Origin of the sequence: Carnobacterium pleistocenium FTR1, assembly GCF_000744285.1 — a bacterium.
Lineage (GTDB): Bacteria > Bacillota > Bacilli > Lactobacillales > Carnobacteriaceae > Carnobacterium_B > Carnobacterium_B pleistocenium.
The window spans coordinates 2152600-2168395 of record NZ_JQLQ01000002.1 but is presented as its reverse complement, the minus strand read 5'-3'; the positions used below and the strand labels follow the sequence as shown (position 1 = coordinate 2168395).

At 37.8% G+C, this 15796-nt stretch carries 14 protein-coding genes and 3 riboswitches; of the genes, 4 read left to right on the top strand and 10 right to left on the bottom strand.

Going from position 1 to position 15796, the window contains the following annotated elements:
* Nucleotides 1-65: 65 nt before the first annotated feature.
* Nucleotides 66-1841, top strand: coding sequence for a DUF2207 domain-containing protein (locus tag BP17_RS10640; RefSeq protein ID WP_035054213.1), 1776 nt, complete (start codon nt 66-68; stop codon nt 1839-1841).
* A 112-nt stretch (nt 1842-1953) separates the two neighbouring features.
* On the opposite strand, the gene BP17_RS13150 is transcribed toward BP17_RS10640, so the two are convergent.
* From BP17_RS13150 to BP17_RS10620, 4 genes are all read right to left on the bottom strand, one after another.
* Nucleotides 1954-2841: a GIY-YIG nuclease family protein gene (locus BP17_RS13150; protein ID WP_051910525.1), complete on the bottom strand. Its 888-nt coding sequence runs from the start codon at nt 2839-2841 to the stop codon at nt 1954-1956.
* 92 nt (nt 2842-2933) lie between these two features.
* Entirely contained in the window at nt 2934-3416 is a 483-nt protein-coding gene (locus BP17_RS10630; RefSeq protein WP_035054212.1) for a DNA-deoxyinosine glycosylase, read from the bottom strand.
* 405 nt (nt 3417-3821) lie between these two features.
* Entirely contained in the window at nt 3822-5474 is a 1653-nt protein-coding gene (locus BP17_RS10625) for a peptide ABC transporter substrate-binding protein (RefSeq protein WP_035054211.1), read from the bottom strand.
* 236 nt (nt 5475-5710) lie between these two features.
* Nucleotides 5711-6115 carry a zinc ribbon domain-containing protein gene (locus tag BP17_RS10620; RefSeq protein ID WP_035054210.1) on the bottom strand — a complete coding sequence of 135 codons (405 nt, stop codon included), beginning with the start codon at nt 6113-6115 and terminating at the stop codon, nt 5711-5713.
* A gap of 241 nt (nt 6116-6356) precedes the next feature.
* Between BP17_RS10620 and BP17_RS10615 the strand changes: the two genes are divergently transcribed.
* From BP17_RS10615 to BP17_RS10605, 3 genes are read left to right on the top strand one after another with little or no spacing between them, the layout of a single operon-like run.
* Complete coding sequence (locus BP17_RS10615; RefSeq protein ID WP_035054209.1) at nt 6357-7541, top strand: CapA family protein; 1185 nt, start codon at nt 6357-6359, stop codon at nt 7539-7541.
* Between the two features lie 37 nt (nt 7542-7578).
* Complete coding sequence (locus BP17_RS10610; RefSeq protein WP_035054208.1) at nt 7579-8493, top strand: ABC transporter ATP-binding protein; 915 nt, start codon at nt 7579-7581, stop codon at nt 8491-8493.
* A 2-nt stretch (nt 8494-8495) separates the two neighbouring features.
* On the top strand, nt 8496-10094 hold the full coding sequence (locus BP17_RS10605) for an ABC transporter permease (RefSeq protein ID WP_035054207.1): 1599 nt from the start codon (nt 8496-8498) through the stop codon (nt 10092-10094).
* A 381-nt stretch (nt 10095-10475) separates the two neighbouring features.
* Here BP17_RS10605 and thiD (BP17_RS10600) read toward each other — a convergent pair whose 3' ends face one another.
* The 6 genes from thiD (BP17_RS10600) to thiW are packed head-to-tail and all read right to left on the bottom strand — an operon-like array spanning nt 10476 to nt 14889.
* A complete protein-coding gene (gene thiD / locus BP17_RS10600; RefSeq protein WP_035054206.1) occupies nt 10476-11303 on the bottom strand; it encodes a bifunctional hydroxymethylpyrimidine kinase/phosphomethylpyrimidine kinase in 828 nt (275 codons plus the stop codon).
* A 43-nt stretch (nt 11304-11346) separates the two neighbouring features.
* Entirely contained in the window at nt 11347-12105 is a 759-nt protein-coding gene (locus tag BP17_RS10595; RefSeq protein ID WP_035054205.1) for a 3-oxoacyl-ACP reductase, read from the bottom strand.
* A 17-nt stretch (nt 12106-12122) separates the two neighbouring features.
* The gene (thiE, locus tag BP17_RS10590) at nt 12123-12764 is read right to left on the bottom strand and encodes a thiamine phosphate synthase (RefSeq protein WP_035054203.1); all 642 of its coding nucleotides are present in this window, start codon (nt 12762-12764) and stop codon (nt 12123-12125) included.
* On the bottom strand, nt 12761-13567 hold the full coding sequence (gene thiD, locus BP17_RS10585; protein WP_035054201.1) for a bifunctional hydroxymethylpyrimidine kinase/phosphomethylpyrimidine kinase: 807 nt from the start codon (nt 13565-13567) through the stop codon (nt 12761-12763). Before thiD (BP17_RS10585) ends, thiE begins: the two co-directional genes overlap by 4 nt.
* A 1-nt stretch (nt 13568) precedes the next feature.
* The gene (gene thiM, locus BP17_RS10580; RefSeq protein WP_035054200.1) at nt 13569-14393 is read right to left on the bottom strand and encodes a hydroxyethylthiazole kinase; all 825 of its coding nucleotides are present in this window, start codon (nt 14391-14393) and stop codon (nt 13569-13571) included.
* Nucleotides 14380-14889, bottom strand: a complete 510-nt coding sequence (gene thiW, locus BP17_RS10575) for an energy coupling factor transporter S component ThiW (RefSeq protein WP_198022532.1) — start codon at nt 14887-14889, stop codon at nt 14380-14382. The genes thiM and thiW overlap by 14 nt, the downstream gene beginning before the upstream one ends.
* A gap of 130 nt (nt 14890-15019) precedes the next feature.
* Nucleotides 15020-15133, bottom strand: a riboswitch (TPP riboswitch).
* A gap of 166 nt (nt 15134-15299) precedes the next feature.
* A riboswitch (FMN riboswitch) is annotated at nt 15300-15414 on the top strand.
* A 151-nt stretch (nt 15415-15565) separates the two neighbouring features.
* Nucleotides 15566-15682: riboswitch (FMN riboswitch) on the top strand.
* Nucleotides 15683-15796: the final 114 nt, after the last annotated feature.

Below are 15796 nucleotides of genomic sequence, written 5' to 3'. Positions count from 1 at the left end.
ATAAGACGTTATTAAAATATGTTAAAGAAAATAGGTCAAATACAACAGAAAGAGGGAGTGCAAGAATGAATAAAAAGGTAAAAGGGCTAATGGCTATAGGGGCAGCATTTCTGTTCAGTACAGTATTTGAAGAAACTGTTTTTGCGGAAAATGAATTATCAGATATAACGATTGAAGTCGAACTGCAAGAAGACGGATCTGGAGTAGTTACAGAACATCGAAAAATGAATATGGATGATGGTACCGAGTTATATATTGTGTTGGATGATCTGCAAGATTCTAAATTACTTGGTTTCTCGGTTGCCGGTTTTCAAAAAATGGATCCATGGCAACTAGATGCTTCCTTGGAAGAAAAAGCTAATTACTATGGCACTGTTGGAACAGATGACGGGTTAGAACTCATATGGGGTATTGGTGAGTATGGAGAGAATGACTACGAAGTGACCTACGCACTATCAAATTTAGTGCGCGAATTAGAAGATGGACAAGGACTGCTGTGGAATTTTGATACATTCTCTGACATTCCTGCAGAAGATTTAACGGTTGAAATAACAGGATTTGAACCCTTTACAGAAGAAAATGTTCGCTTCTGGGGTTTTGGGTTTGAAGGGGATATGCAACTAGAAGGCAACACAATCGTATGGAGAGCTGAAGAAGAAGTGGATAACAGTAAAGATGTAACGGTATTGTTGCAATTTCCACAAGGAATATACACCACCCAAGCCAGCGTAGGAATGACATCGGAAGAACAGCGCGAAATGGCAATGAATGGGTCAGCGTATAATGATGAAGCTTCTTCTAACACGATTCCGATAATTATTGTCTCGCTTATAGCCGTTTTTGGGGGAGGCGCAACCGTTTTTGGTGTTATGTATTATAAAAAATTAAAACAAGCAAGAGAAGAAGCTGGTCAAATGCGTACAGGACCAGAGAGAATAAAGGAAAATAAAAAGGTTTTATTAGAAGAAATTCCTTATCAAGGAAAAGATTTTGCCGGAATCGCCTACTTGTTGCAAGAAATCGATAAAGGTTATTTCGAAGATTATTTTTCAGCCTATTTATTAAAATGGTCGTATGAAAAGCGAATTATGATCCATACTGCCGAGGACAAGTCATTATTCAGTAATGATTTTGATACGGAAATAGAAATACTTCATTTTGAAGAAGAACGTGCACGTTATCCTCAGTCGTTCAGGGATTATATTGCTCATCTTGAAACGAATAAGGAAACTTACGAAACTGGATTATGGTTGATGCTATTAGACGCTTCAAACGGTAATGGTTTCATTGAAGACACTAATATGAAAAAATGGGCAAGAAAATATGCTAAAGAAGTAGGGAAATTTGCCGATTATTTACTCGATTATTCAAAAGAGTACCTAGAAAAAGAAAATCTTATTTCTTTTGGTAAAGTTGACGTATGGGGTGCAAAACATGATGTAGCTGTTGCCAGTCCTGAAGGGGACAAGTTATTTGATCGTCTGGTTCAATTTGATAACTATTTAGAAGAAATTGATTTAAAAGGTTTTGCAAATAATACTAATCCATTTACTTTTGAAGAATTTTTATTCTGGAATACCTTGTACTTTAGAAGTGAAGAAATAACAGATGAATTCAAGGAAATGATTCCGAGTCCGAATGACGTCGCTGGGGACAATTCTTTCATCTATTATTACTGGTATTGGAACGGTATGACAGGCTTTAGACAAAATTGGTCTAGTGGATTAGCAAGTGGTGGATTTCACTCAAACGCTTCGTCAGCAACATCCGGAACAGGCGGCTCAACTTCCTTTGGTGGAGGAGGAGGTGCCGGTGGTGGAGGCGGCGGAGGGGCTCGATAAGCGAGTCTCTTTATAGATCCATGTAGGTTAAATAATTTTAAATCGCAAAAGACAAAATATCATATAAAGATATTTTGTCTTTTTGTCGTTATAGATTTAGTTCATCATATCTCTAATCAAAGCCTACATAGACTCGTTCATTTTGGATGTTACAAGGGACTCCGTTGCTATCTACGTATTGATAATGGGTTAATTTGATGTGATCGGGGAAAAGCTGAAGGCCGTCTATGTCGGTAATGGATTCGGCATAATGATAGAAATTATATCGTTTCTGATTCCTTCCAGATGTAGTTGTGCTATGGAGTACTTCGTATCTAAGACTATCTTTAATGATTTTAAAAGCACTAACAATCATGCCGCTTCCAGGATAAACGCCTAGGATATATTCTACACTGTTCGCTTTATCCACACTCATTACCCAATCACCCAACGTTCTTTTTTTTAAGGCTTCAGATACAGGGTCATACATTTCTTCAGCCTTTAAATCTTTAGTAGAATCGGATCTGTCTTTAGTAGGCTTGATTTTCACAAACATGATTTTATGGGCACCTAGTTGGTTAATAGCAACAGGTTTTGGACTAAGTGCATCTTGCAACAGTTCTACTCTTCCAAAAGTTTGTAAGGCTTCTTTCTGTCCATTAGAACGATGGCCACTCATAATATTGGTCAATTTTTTCACGTTAAGTTTTTGGGCATCAATTAATTTACAAAAGTTAATAACCGCATTTTCGACGTGAAAGGCTTCGTCTTCGCTTAATCCAAAAGTCAAAATATACTTCTCAACTTCCATACCGTTTGACTGAATGGTCTTTATTTCAGTTAACTTTTGTTTTTCCACAAAATCGTTGGAGAAATTTGTTTTTAGAGAATCTTGTTCATGGGCAAATACTCTGTTTTTTGTTCCTTTGCCAATATAAAAAATGGTGTCATCAATTGGATTAACTAAAATGTAAACGTAATAGCGAAGCTGAGTAATGACTTCTTCTGTAAATCGATTCATTGTATTATTTCCTCCGTATTTAGTTTGTGGTGTTGATTAAACTACATGTTAGAGTGAACAACCCTACTTCTTTATTACTAATAAATCATTCTTTAGGAAAGACAAGTAGTTTGGAGAGCCTCTTTCCATTCGATTTTTCTTTCTTGTGTTTTGCCATTATTTGCGCCACTGGTGGATAAACATTTTATAACCGTGTAATGCTCAAAAAGAGTTGATTTTACAATTTCTTGATAGGCTTTGTCCCCGTTTGCAATGATAAGCTTGATGGGAGCTGTGGAAAATAATGAATCAAAGTTATTTAATTTTGTTTGTTTGAAATCACTATCTAAACTTCCTATTCGATTAAACTGACTATAAATATCCCATAAGCCAATGTGATTTTGTGTTAGCAGTTGCAGTCGTTTTTCATAATCGATTGGATCACTAGTGCAAAGGCACTCAGCAATAATTTTCCAAAATTGATTGCCTTTATTCGCATAATATTGCTGCAATTCTAATGATTTTACACTTGGAGCACTGCCGAAAATTAAGATTTTGGTATTTTTATCATAAATTGCTTCAAAACCAGACTTCATAAATTTTTCTCCTTACGATTAAATGATATGTATAAAAATGAATCAATACTTTTAAATTATAAAGTAAAAATCCAAAGATTCCTAGCAGTGCTACTATTAGTGGCTGTAGTATTTGGAGGTGATAAATATATTAAATTAATTACTCACTCACTCAAAGTTTCTGGAGGAATAGCGTTGCTTGTAGCTATGTAAAGAATTCATATTGAACGTTTGTAAAACCACAGGCTTACAAACGTTCCCATATCTTCACAAGTAAACACGTCCATGCAAAAAAAAAATTTTGAAGCAGCCACACCTTTTGACCTAGAGCCATTTATTTATTGATTTGAAATAGTGTATCAAAAAAAGTCGTAGAAAAATCCCGTTATTTCTGGGAAATTTCTACGACTTTTAATTTGTTGTTAATTAATTTTCAACATTTGCGCGGCTCAAGTCAAACTCTACGCCAACGGAATGGAAAATGATATCAGTAACAGCTGGATTACGCAATTGCGTTTCAGCTTCTTGGTACAAAGGAATAAACGCAAAGTCATCAGTTAAGAGGGTATGAGCTTCTTGGAGATTTGCCCAACGTTCTTCTTCGTTATTGGCATTTGTTGTTTTAGCCTCATCGATAAGTGCGTCATAAGCGGCGTTCTCATAACCACCTTCGTTATAGGCTGAATCACTGTATAAGAGATCCATAAAGTTGATTGCATCAGCGAAATCAGCTCCCCATCCAGTTAGAAGAACATCGAAGTCACGAGAGTCTGCTAGTGCAAGACGGTTCTTCTTAGGCACGTTACGTAGTTCAACGGAAATGCCGGGTAAGTTATTTTGAATTTGACCTTGAATGTATTGGCTGATTTGTTTGCTCTTCTCATCATCGTCTCCAACAAAAGAAAGTGAAATGCTGTCAACGCCTAATTCGATTTTTGCTTCGTCCCATAATTTTTGTGCACGTTCTACGTCGTAAGAAAGGAAGGTCCCCGCTTCTTCAGTGAAATCTTCATCAGTAGTTGGGCTAGTTACGAAGTCAGCAGGTAAAAATCCGCCGATTTCAGTTGAACCGTCAGCTAAGACAGTATTCACTAAATCATCCGTATTGATCACTAAGCCTAAAGCTTCTCTTAATTTCTCATTTTGCAAATCGTCATTATCCCAGTTGAATTCCAAATATGAAGTTCTTGCTTTCTTTTGGACAACAACATTTTCATTGTCAGCGTATTGTTTAACAATTTCTCCAGTTAGATGAGCGTTATCTGTTTGGCCACCTTCAAATAAATTGACAGCTGTACTTGGTTCTTTTACAACTTGGACATTAACGGCATCTAGTGAAACTTCATCTGCTGCATAGTAATCGTCATTTTTTTCTAAATCCCAAGTTAGTCCAGTTCCATCCCAATTTTCTAAGGTGAAAGGTCCATTTGCGAGCAATGCATCACTGGATGTTCCGTAATTAGCTCCTTGTTCTTCAACAAAAGTTTGATTTTGTGGGAAGAAGGCTGTGAAAGCTAATAAGAATTCAAAGTAAGGAGTAGGTTGAGTTAAGGTAAAAGTGATTTCATTAGCCCCATTAGCCGTGACGCCTAATTCGCTAACTTCTGCCTCTCCTGCCATGATTTCAGGAGCATTTTCAATTGTTTCTGCTAAGTAACTATAAGAAGCACCAGTATCAGGATCAACTAATTTTTGTGCCGCATAAACGAAATCAGCTGATGTAACAGGATCGCCATTAGACCATACGGCATCATCGCGAAGAGTATAGGTATATGTGAGTCCGTCTTCTGAAACCACTCCCTCGTCGGCTGCAATAGCAGGTACGGGATTTCCCTCTTCGTCAATTCTTAATAAGCCTTCGATCACATGTCCTAAATAGTTTGAACTATTGATATCGGTAATTAAAGCCGTATCCATTGTTGATAATTCGGTAGGGGCAGTATAGTGAACGACTTGTTCCTCAGATGTATTCTCCTCAGAATTATTGCTCGCTGAATCTGAAGAATCTCCATTTCCACCGCACGCAGTTAATAAAAAGGCGGTACTTAGTGTAGCTGCTAATTTATATGATTTCCTCACTGTAAACACTCCTTAGTCTAATTTAGTTAATCTTATTTTAATAGGATAACATGTTTATACAATAAAGTGTGTAATTTAAGCCGGAAATTAGCCGATTTTGACTAAAAAAAAGAATATAATGTGAATAAAGAGTGTATTTCATCTTCTTTTTTTTAAAAAAATCCCGTTACAGCTTATCGATTTTTTTCGGTAAGCTGTAACGGGACTCTATTTTTAATGGATTGTTTACCATCAAATTAAGTTTTTTTAGTGAATTGCTCTCTGCAGTGTGGACATTTGATGGTGATTTTGCCCTTTTTTCTCGGGACGCGTAATTTTTTATGGCAATTAGGACAAGAATAGTATTTGTATACTTTTCGATCTTGGATTTTTTTACGCTGTTTTTTCCATTTGCTCTCAACCTTACGTTTAAAAGTTAGAAATTTTTGATTCTCTTGATACCGTTTTGACCGATTACGAGAAAAGGTCCGATAATAACCTAAGATAACGGCTATCCATCCAAAGAAACCGCCAAAGGGCCAATTTAATAAATTAAATAAGACAACAATCGCAAGTCCTCCGTAAAGTAAATAGTTTGATAGCATATCCACACCATATCTACCAATCATAAATTTTTGGAATCGAATCTTGAATTTGTTCATTTGATGTTGTCGCCTCTTTCTCTGATTTTCCATACGTTGACTGGTAAATAGTGTACCACGTTAGGGGAAATCCGGCGACCTCCTTTAGTCTGATTTTAATAGCAAATCATTCTTAAGAAGAAGGATCTACAAAGCTTTACATTTTAATTGATAACGCTTACTATTATTTTGAATAAGGAATAAATATTAGTTAACAAGTAAGTGAGAAAAATCAAAAAAATTACCTAAGGGGAGAAAGAATATGAAAAAAATAGGATTTTTAATAGCTGCATTGATCCTAAGCGGCTGTGCAACTAGCGGTAGTGAAGATTCAGAACAGACTTCATCAGAAGTCGTTTCTACCAGTGAATCATCCGTTGAATTGAAAAACCAATCAACTGAAGAGAAAAGAGTTTCATTTATGGGAGTAGGAGATAACCTGATCCATACAGGGATTTTTGAAGAAGCACAGTTAGAAGATGGGACATTTGATTTTAAACCTATGTTTGAAAATGTATCAGCTAATATTGAAGCTGCCGATTTGGCCTTTATTAATCAGGAAACTTTGTTGGGCGGAGATGAATTTGGTTTTTCAGGCTATCCAGCATTTAATACACCCAGTGATATGGCAGAAAATTTAAACGAATTAGGGTTTGATTTAGTCAATGGAGCATCTAATCATTCACTTGATAAAGGCAAAAAAGGTGTAATGAACACGTTGGAAATATGGGATGAACAAGAAAATATGGTCTTTACAGGAGTATTTGATTCCCAAGAAGAGCGTGATAGCATACCGGTGATTGAACGTGATGGCGTAACTTTTTCATTTTTAGCCTATACATACGGGACAAATGGAATTGAGCCAGATGTTGCTTACCGATTAAATTATTTTGAAGAAGCGTTGATCACTCAAGATATTGAACGGGCAAAGGAAGTCAGTGATTTCGTCATCGTATCGGCTCATTGGGGCGAGGAACACATGCTTGAGCCAAATGAATTTCAAAAAGAATATGCGCAATTATTTACAGATTTAGGAGTAGATGTTGTGATCGGCACCCATCCTCATGTGATCCAACCGGTTGAGTGGATGGAAGGGGAAAATGGCAATCAAACGTTGATCGTTTACTCATTAGGGAACTTCCTTTCTGCTATGTCAACGGGAACGGAAAATAATATGTTGGGTGGAATGATTTCATTTGATTTTGTCCTAACAGAAGAAGAAAAAACTATTGAAAATGTCAAATGGGATGGGGTAGTGATGCATTACAAAGGCACTAACACAGATAGTGGGGATTCAAGAAGAGATTTCAAAATTTATCAATTAGATGAGTATACGAAAGAACTGGCCGATCAGCACACCCTGAACAGTTCCCAAGGAAATCAACTGTCTAAAGAGTCTTTACAGCAGACAACTGAGACAATCATTGATGCTGAATTTCTAAAATAGGACTAACGAAAAAATAAGTGCAGGAGGAGGAGCAAATATGAGTGTAGTAGAGGTGAAGGGATTAACTAAGCGATTTGGAAAATTTACCGCTTTAAAAAAAATCGATTTAGCTATAAATGAAGGCGAAATATATGGCTTTATTGGTCCAAATGGTGCTGGGAAATCCACAACCATACGCGTTTTACTAGGGATGTTAAAGCCTAATGAAGGACAAGTAACGATTTTTGGCAAAGACGCATGGAAAGACGCGGTGGAAATTCATAAAAGAATTGCGTATGTTCCAGGAGAAGCTGACTTATGGCCTAATCTAACCGGTGGAGAAGTCATCGATTTATTTTTAACCATGCGTGGCAATGGCGATAACAAGCGCCGAGACGAACTGATTCAACGATTTAAATTGGATCCATCAAAAAAATGCCGGACGTATTCAAAAGGAAATCGACAAAAAATCGCCTTGATTTCAGCTTTTGCTTCTGAGGCAGACCTGTATATTCTTGACGAACCAACTGCGGGATTAGATCCTCTGATGGAACGACTTTTTCAAGAGAGTATCTTAGAGGTGAAAAGACACGGAAAGACCGTTTTGTTATCAAGCCATATTCTTTCAGAAGTTGAAAAATTGTGTGATCGAGTAGCTATTATTCGCGAAGGGGAATTGATTGAAACCGGAACGTTATCCCAAATGCGTCATTTGACACGGACAAAATTAACTGTTGAAACAAGGATGGCATTGACAGGGTTATCTGCTTTAAAAGGGGTCCATGATGCGGTACAAACAACTGGTGGGTGGGTATTCCAAGTCGACAGTGAAGAAATGGAAAAGGTTATCAGTCACATTAGTTCTTTCGGTGTTTTAAAACTTGAAAGTGCTCCACCAACGTTAGAAGATTTGTTTATCCGCCATTACAAAGGAAATAGTGAAGAACAAAGCAGCGTGAATGGAGGTGCTTAATAATGGTTGTTCAGCTATTTAAAGGAGCTAGTCGAATAACAAAACTGCTTCTTCAACAAAATGGGTTTAAAATTTGGTTGTGGTTAATTGGGTTGATTGGTGTCACAATGGCGACTGTAACAGCTTATACCACGATTTATACGGGTCAAAACGAGATTGTTAATTTTGGCTTGACGATGCAAAATCCAGCCATGATCGCTATGTTAGGAAAAGCTTATGCGGTTGAATCTTTCAATCTGGGTACAGTCTTTGCAAGTGAAATGTTGCTATTTTCAACTATTGCAGTAAGCGTTATGAACATCTTAATTGTAACTTCAAGTACGAGAATGGATGAAGAAGAAGGACGGTTAGAAATGATTCGAGCGTTGCCGGTCGGAAGGCTGTCTTATCTATCAGCAACCACCATACTGATGGTTATCGTAAACAGTTTATTATTTATCATGCTATCAATAGGGTTGGGAGCCTTTGAACACGAAGCATTTAGTATCGAGTCTTCTTTGCTATATGCGGCTATTCTGACTAGTACAGGTTTGTTCTTTGCAGGAGTTGCCGCTGTTGCAGCGCAATTAGCGGCAACAACAAGAGGAACTATTGGGATTTCTTTTGCTTTTATGATACTAGCGTATATCTTAAGAGCGGTTGGGGATGTGGGCAGTGATCGTGTGTCTTTGTTTTCTCCCTTAGGATGGACTGTTCGAACAAGGGTATTTGTCGACAACGAATGGTGGCCTGTGATTGCTCTGGTATGTGGAGCTACTGTTTTGCTAGTAAGTGCATTTTATTTGAATCAAAAAAGAGACATCAATGCAGGACTGCTCCCTGATCGAGAAGGAAAAGTTTATGCTTCAACTAGTTTGAAGAGCTGGTTAGGATTACCTTGGCGATTAGAAAAAGGAACCATTATGTCATGGGCCATAGGTATCTTTTTAATGAGTGCTGCCTTTGGTTCGATTTTAGGTGATTTAGAAGCTTATTTTTCGGATTTTGAATTGGTTCAAGGAATTTTACCAAGTAGTTCAACTGTGTCTATGACGGAACAGTTTATTACGTTATTGGTAGGTATCATGTCTGTTTTTTCAGCTATTCCGACTGTTTCGATTTTATTGAAATTGAAAAAAGAAGAAAGGCTGGGTCGAACAGATAACTTCTATAGCCGATCTGTTTCTCGGAATAAAGCTATGGGAAGTTATTATCTTTTAGCCTTTTTAACAGGGGTATTGATGCAGCTACTAATTGGATTAGGATTATATGCTTTGGCTAGTCAAGTGATTGAACAAAGTATGGGATTAGGAACTATTTTAACGGCTACACTTAGCTATATTCCGGCTATTTGGGTGGTACTGGGTTTAACTACATTACTAGTAGGAATCTTTCCTAAAGTGACCGGATTGATTTGGATCTATGTAACTTTTGCAATTCTGGTTATTTATTTGGGTAACTTACTCGAATTTCCAGAATGGGTCAATCGTTTATCCGCTTTTCACCATGTCCCTCAATTGCCAAACGAAGAAATTACTTGGCTTCAATTGGGCATCTTAAGCATAGTAGGAATCGTTCTTTCCGGTGTTGGGTTCATAGGCTACAATAAAAGAGATATTTAAGAGTTAGAATCATTCACTGATTATTTAATACTTCACCAGATGAAGTACGATAAATACTATATGAAAAAAAGGGGTTATAATTTTTAGTGTTGATAATTAAATTGCTTATCTAAAATTTTCCGAGGAACAGAATTGAGTTAAGCAGTGCAGACGATTCACAGTTTCATAAGTAAACACGTCTATTCTATAAAAAATCATTTTGAAATATCCGGGCTATTAATTTAGAGCAATTAAAACCCGTAGAGTTGCATTTTCCATGCAACTCTACGGGTTTTAGTTATGAGCTATAATTACACTTGAAAATTGCTTAAACTTAACTAGATTATTTAGTAAACTTGCTCAACACTTGAATTGACTGCATCTATTGAACCGTATTTTTTCTTAGATTGTTTCTGATTCTTTCAATCTGTAGCCACCATGGAAAACAGGTCCAACAAATTCATTGAAACGAAAGCCATACTCAATGGCTGCTGTCACGAAGTCTTTAGCTTTGAAGATAGCTTCTTTTTCAGATAGTCCAGTTGCTAGTCCTGCTGTGATCGCGGCAGCAAAAGTACATCCAGCTCCATGGTTGTAAGCAGGGTGGGATTTTTCTTGTTCGAGGATGTAATGTTTTTCGCCATCATAATAGACATCGATTGCTTTATCGCCTTTAAAGCTTTTTCCACCTTTAACTACTACATGTTTTGTACCAAGATCATAAATTTTTTCAGCGGCTTTCTTCATATCTTCAAGAGTTGTTAATTTCCCTAGTCCTGAAAAAATTCCAGCTTCAAGAAGATTTGGCGTTGCTACATCCGCAAGAGGCAAGAGATATTTTTGAATAGCCTCAGCTGTTTCGGGATTTAATAGTTCATCTTCACCTTTGCAAGCTAATACAGGATCAATAACAACTTTAGGAAATTGATAATCAGAAATTGTATTGGCAGCAAGTTCAACAATTTCCACCGAGCCAAGCATGCCTGTTTTCATAGCAGCAATTTTAGTATCTCCTGCAAGAATCGTTTTCAATTGTTCTTCTACAACGGAAATCGGTAGAGTAGTGACATTATGTTTCCAACTATTATCCGGATCCATCGTAGCAATAGTAGTCAATGCTACCATGCCATAAGTACTATATTCTGAGAAAGTCTTTAGGTCCGCTGCTAATCCAGCACCGCCACTTGCATCGTTACCAGCAATTGTAAGAACTTTTTTTATATTCGTCATCATTTTCAACTCCATAAGTTTATTTTGTCTTTCTTTAACCTGATTAATTCATTGTCAGTCCACTATCTACGACAATATTCTGACCCGTTACACCTCTGGAAGCTTCGGTTCCCATAAATACGACGACTTCAGCCAGATCAGCCGGTTCCGTCACCCGTTTTAAGGCAGAACTAGCTGCAATTAAGTCGAATACTTCCGGAGTGGTTACTGCACTTGCGTCGGTTTTCTGCAATAATCCACCGGATACCATATTGACTGTAATCCCATATGCACCTAATTCTTTAGCCATATTTCTGGTAAAGCCAATTAAAGCTGCTTTTGCAGTTGTGTATTGGTGATAAGCTACGACCGGATTTTGAAATAAGTTGGTTCCGATATTAATGATTCTACCATACTGAAGTTTTTTCATTTCAGGCAGAACCGCTTGAATCACATTTAAGGCAGATTGAATTGTTCCTTCAAACTGTTCTTGATAATTTTCCCAGGTTAGCTCTTCGATTTTTCCTTGTGTTACGGGATTAAATTCAAAATTAATCAAGGCATTGTTAACGACTACCTCAATAGGACCGAACTGTTTGACAGCTTTTTGGATCATCGCTTCTACTTGTTGCTTATCTCGTACATCTGCTTTGATGGCAATGGCTTGCTCACTTCCTATTTCTGCAACAACTTGCAATGCCTTTTCTTCGCTTTTAAAGTAGTTCACGACAACGCGATATCCTTTTGCACCAAATTGTTTAGCTATAACAGCACCTAGACCTCTGCTTGCACCTGTCACTAAAACTATTTTTTGCTCACTCATTTTATGATTCCTCCTTATCATTTTCTGTTTAAAGCGTTAACCGTCAGCTTAACGTCCTTACTTTGGGCGATTTTTGAAATGACGCAGATTCCCGCCACGCCTGTTCCTCTGACTAAAGGTGCAGTCTTTTCTGAAATACCACCAATGGCTACAATTGGTAAATGTGACGGTTGAGAAGCTATTTTCTCTAAAAGTTCTAGTCCAACCGTTGCTTGAGCATCTGATTTTGATAGTGTTTCATAAACTGGTCCAACGCCAATATAGTCTAAGCCTTCAACTAATTCAGCTTCTTTGAACTGTTCAAAAGTGTTAACGGATAATCCAATAAATAAATTTCCTTTAACTAATTGAATGGTTTCATGAATGTTCCGGTCACTTTGCCCGACATGCACACCATCAGCGCCAATTTCTAATGCCATTTCCACATCATCGTTCATCACAAACGGAACTCCAGCAGCTTGACATAACGTTAAACAAGTTTTAGCCATCTCTTTTATTTCTTTTCTATTTTCTAAACTATTCAGACCTTTTTCTCTAAATTGAAAGCAGGTGATGCCAGCTATTAATGCATCTTGTAAGGTTTCAGGTAATGACCGGCCAACCATATCTTGCGTTCCGGCAATGAAATACAAGTTAAGTGCCGTTATGTCTAAACTCATTTATTTTCCTCCCCATATGCCCAATGGTTAGTTGGTCCTTGACCATGTCCAACTTCAATGGGGTGAGAAATGGCAGCTTGAATGAAGTCTTTCGCGATCTCAACGGCTTTCTCAACTGACTGTCCCTTTGCTAATTCTGCTGTAATACAAGCTGAAAAGGTGCAGCCTGTTCCATGCGTATCTTCTGTTGCGATTCGTGGAGATTCATACCACCGTTCCTTGCCATCTGCCATTAGTAAATAATCTCTGGCCCATTTATCATTTTCAATATGACCCCCTTTAATGATCACATTTTTGCTTCCCAACTTCTGAAGAACTTTTGCTGCTTTTTTCATATCCTCTTTTGTTTGAATCGCCATTCCGCTCAGTTCCTCTGCTTCAGGAATATTAGGTGTTAAAACTGTTGCGAGTGGAACCATTCGGAATTTCATAGTTTCTAATGCTTGATTTTCCATTAAATGGGCGCCACCTTTAGCTATCATTACTGGGTCGATGACCAATTGAATTTCTGGATACTTTTCTAGCTCGTCAGCAACTAATTCCATGTATGTTTCGTTAACAAGCATGCCAGTTTTTATTCCATGGATAGAAAAGTCTGAAAAAATAGAATCTAATTGCTTTTGAACACCTTCCAAGGGCACTTTATAAATACCTTGTACTCCTAACGTGTTTTGTGCGGTAACAGCAGTGATAACAGAAGTTCCAAAAACGCCTCGTTCTTGAAACGTTTTGATATCAGCTTGAATGCCTGCGCCTCCGCCACTATCGCTACCAGCTATGGTTAGCACTTGTAATTTACTCATTTCATTCGGCCTCCTTATCATGGTATTGCTTCAAATTTGCCCGTTCAGCCACTTGGTCAGATGTAATACGATAAAGGGTGTCTATAAAAGCTGCGCGAAAGTTCCCAGGACTTGCCAATTCAAGACTTTCTACCGCCAATTCACCCGCAACAGCATAAACGGTACAGGCCTCAACTGTACTTTCAAAGATTGTTGTTGTGCTAGTTCTAGCTGCTGCAAAAGCGCCACAAATACCGCTCAACATACAACCAGTACCGGTTATCTTAGTCATTAAAGAGTGCCCATTGAATATTCCAACTGTTTGCACACCATCAGTGACTACGTCTTCTGCGCCACTAATGGCTACGACTGTCTGGTATCGGGTGGCTACTAGTTCAGCAATGTCTTTAACCGAGGTGTCTCCTACACCAGCATCGACGCCTTTATTAGTCCAAGGAATATTAGCTAAACTAGCCAATTCTCCGGCATTTCCTCGGATAAGTTGGACTTTAACTTCCGTCAATAATCGTTTGACTGCTGCTTTGCGGAAAGTGGTAGCCCCAACTCCGACTGGATCAAGAATAACGGGTACCCCAATTTTATTGGCTGCTTTTCCTACTAACAACATAGACTCTAATACTGCTGTAGTAATTGTTCCGATATTTAACACGACCGATTTTGACATTCCAGCAACTTCTTCCATTTCTTCAGGTGCGTAAGCCATCATTGGCGAAGCGCCAATGGCTAGTTGACTATTGGCTACGTCATTTGCCACCACCTGGTTTGTAATGTTGTGAATTAAGGGATTCGTTTTTCTAATTTGTTCTATTAATTCAAATTTTCCCAACTTTTTCTTCCTCCTCTAAATGAACTATTTTTCTTTTAATTAACTGCTTCAAAAGTAAATACCCAATGAGGGTTCCTACCAATGAACTGATAAAGAAGCCAGGAAGAAAGGCAAATAACGACGCTTCTTGAGAAAGGAAAAGTCGAGCGATAGGATAACTGAGGAGTGAGCCAATGATTCCAGTACCTAACAATTCACCAAAAACCAATGACCAAATTTTTCTACGGTACAAAAAGAATATTCCGGATAATAAAGCCCCAATCATACTACCTGGAAATGCTAAGATAGATCCCGTTCCGGTAAGATTGCGCAACAACGATACACCAAAGGCTTGCAGTACACTATACCCCGGACCTAATAAGGCACTGGTTAATAAGTTCATCATATGTTGTAAGGGAGAAATGCGTACAAAACCTACAGGGATAACAATTAAGCTACTGCCAACATAACCAATTGCTATGATTAAAGCTGTTTGAGCCATTTTTTTATTGTTCAATTCTTAGTTCTCCTTTCATGTACTAGTGTATAACTAAAAAACACCACTTTTATATCCATGAAGGACAAAAAGTGGTGTTCCATTATCTGTAACTTAAATACAATTTCCATAAGTAAAGTTGCTGTATTAGTCGTTATCTATTCCACTTTTCCTACGCTGGTCTTAGCCAAATCAGGTCCTAAGGGTCAGGTTTTTACCTCTCTCAGCCATAGCATTTCAGCAACAAGCTCCCCTAGTGGTTTTAGTTATCTATTTAATTAAATAAACAGTACCACATATTTGGTTAAATATATAGTTATTTGACATCGATTGAAAATTTAATCGTAATTTTTGAAAACGGTGCAGAAGTAAAGGAAAAAATAACTGTTGACTTCCATTGTGTTTAAAGATAGTCTTACATTATAAAAGTAAATAGTCTTCAGGGCAGGGTGCAAGTCCCTACCGGTGGTATAGCCCACGAGCCGCAAGGCAGATTCGGTCAGATTCCGAAGCCGACAGTATAGTCTGGATAAAGCGAAGACAAGTGATTGCAGAAAAACGAGGATAACTTTAGTCTTATTTGAGATATAAAGGAATCTTAAGTTTATTAAGCATCTATTAAATAGCCTTATTTAACGATAAGTCAAAGCCCTGGATGGAAATTCTAGGGCTTTTTTGTGTAATAATATAAAAATTAAATAGTCTTCAGGGCAGGGTGCGAGTCCCTACCGGTGGTAAAAGCCCACGAGCCGTAAGGCAGATTCGGTCAGATTCCGAAGCCGACAGTTATAGTCTGGATAAAGCGAAGACACAGTTTAAAGAGTTCAAAAGTAGCCGAGTACAGTGTACACGGATTTATTTGTTGAGCCTTACAAACAAAAATGACGAAAGCCCTGAGCATAAACTCTTTGGGCTTTCTTTTTATTTT

Coding starts and splice junctions, on each gene's coding strand:
- BP17_RS10640 (WP_035054213.1), top strand. CDS start 66: ATGAATAAAAAGGTAAAAGGGCTAATGGCTATAGGGGCAGCATTTCTG.
- BP17_RS10605 (WP_035054207.1), top strand. CDS start 8,496: ATGGTTGTTCAGCTATTTAAAGGAGCTAGTCGAATAACAAAACTGCTT.
- BP17_RS10610 (WP_035054208.1), top strand. CDS start 7,579: ATGAGTGTAGTAGAGGTGAAGGGATTAACTAAGCGATTTGGAAAATTT.
- thiD (WP_035054206.1), bottom strand. CDS start 11,303: ATGACGAATATAAAAAAAGTTCTTACAATTGCTGGTAACGATGCAAGT.
- BP17_RS10630 (WP_035054212.1), bottom strand. CDS start 3,416: ATGAAGTCTGGTTTTGAAGCAATTTATGATAAAAATACCAAAATCTTA.
- BP17_RS10620 (WP_035054210.1), bottom strand. CDS start 6,115: ATGAACAAATTCAAGATTCGATTCCAAAAATTTATGATTGGTAGATAT.
- BP17_RS10615 (WP_035054209.1), top strand. CDS start 6,357: ATGAAAAAAATAGGATTTTTAATAGCTGCATTGATCCTAAGCGGCTGT.
- BP17_RS10595 (WP_035054205.1), bottom strand. CDS start 12,105: ATGAGTGAGCAAAAAATAGTTTTAGTGACAGGTGCAAGCAGAGGTCTA.
- thiD (WP_035054201.1), bottom strand. CDS start 13,567: ATGAGTAAATTACAAGTGCTAACCATAGCTGGTAGCGATAGTGGCGGA.
- thiE (WP_035054203.1), bottom strand. CDS start 12,764: ATGAGTTTAGACATAACGGCACTTAACTTGTATTTCATTGCCGGAACG.
- BP17_RS13150 (WP_051910525.1), bottom strand. CDS start 2,841: ATGAATCGATTTACAGAAGAAGTCATTACTCAGCTTCGCTATTACGTT.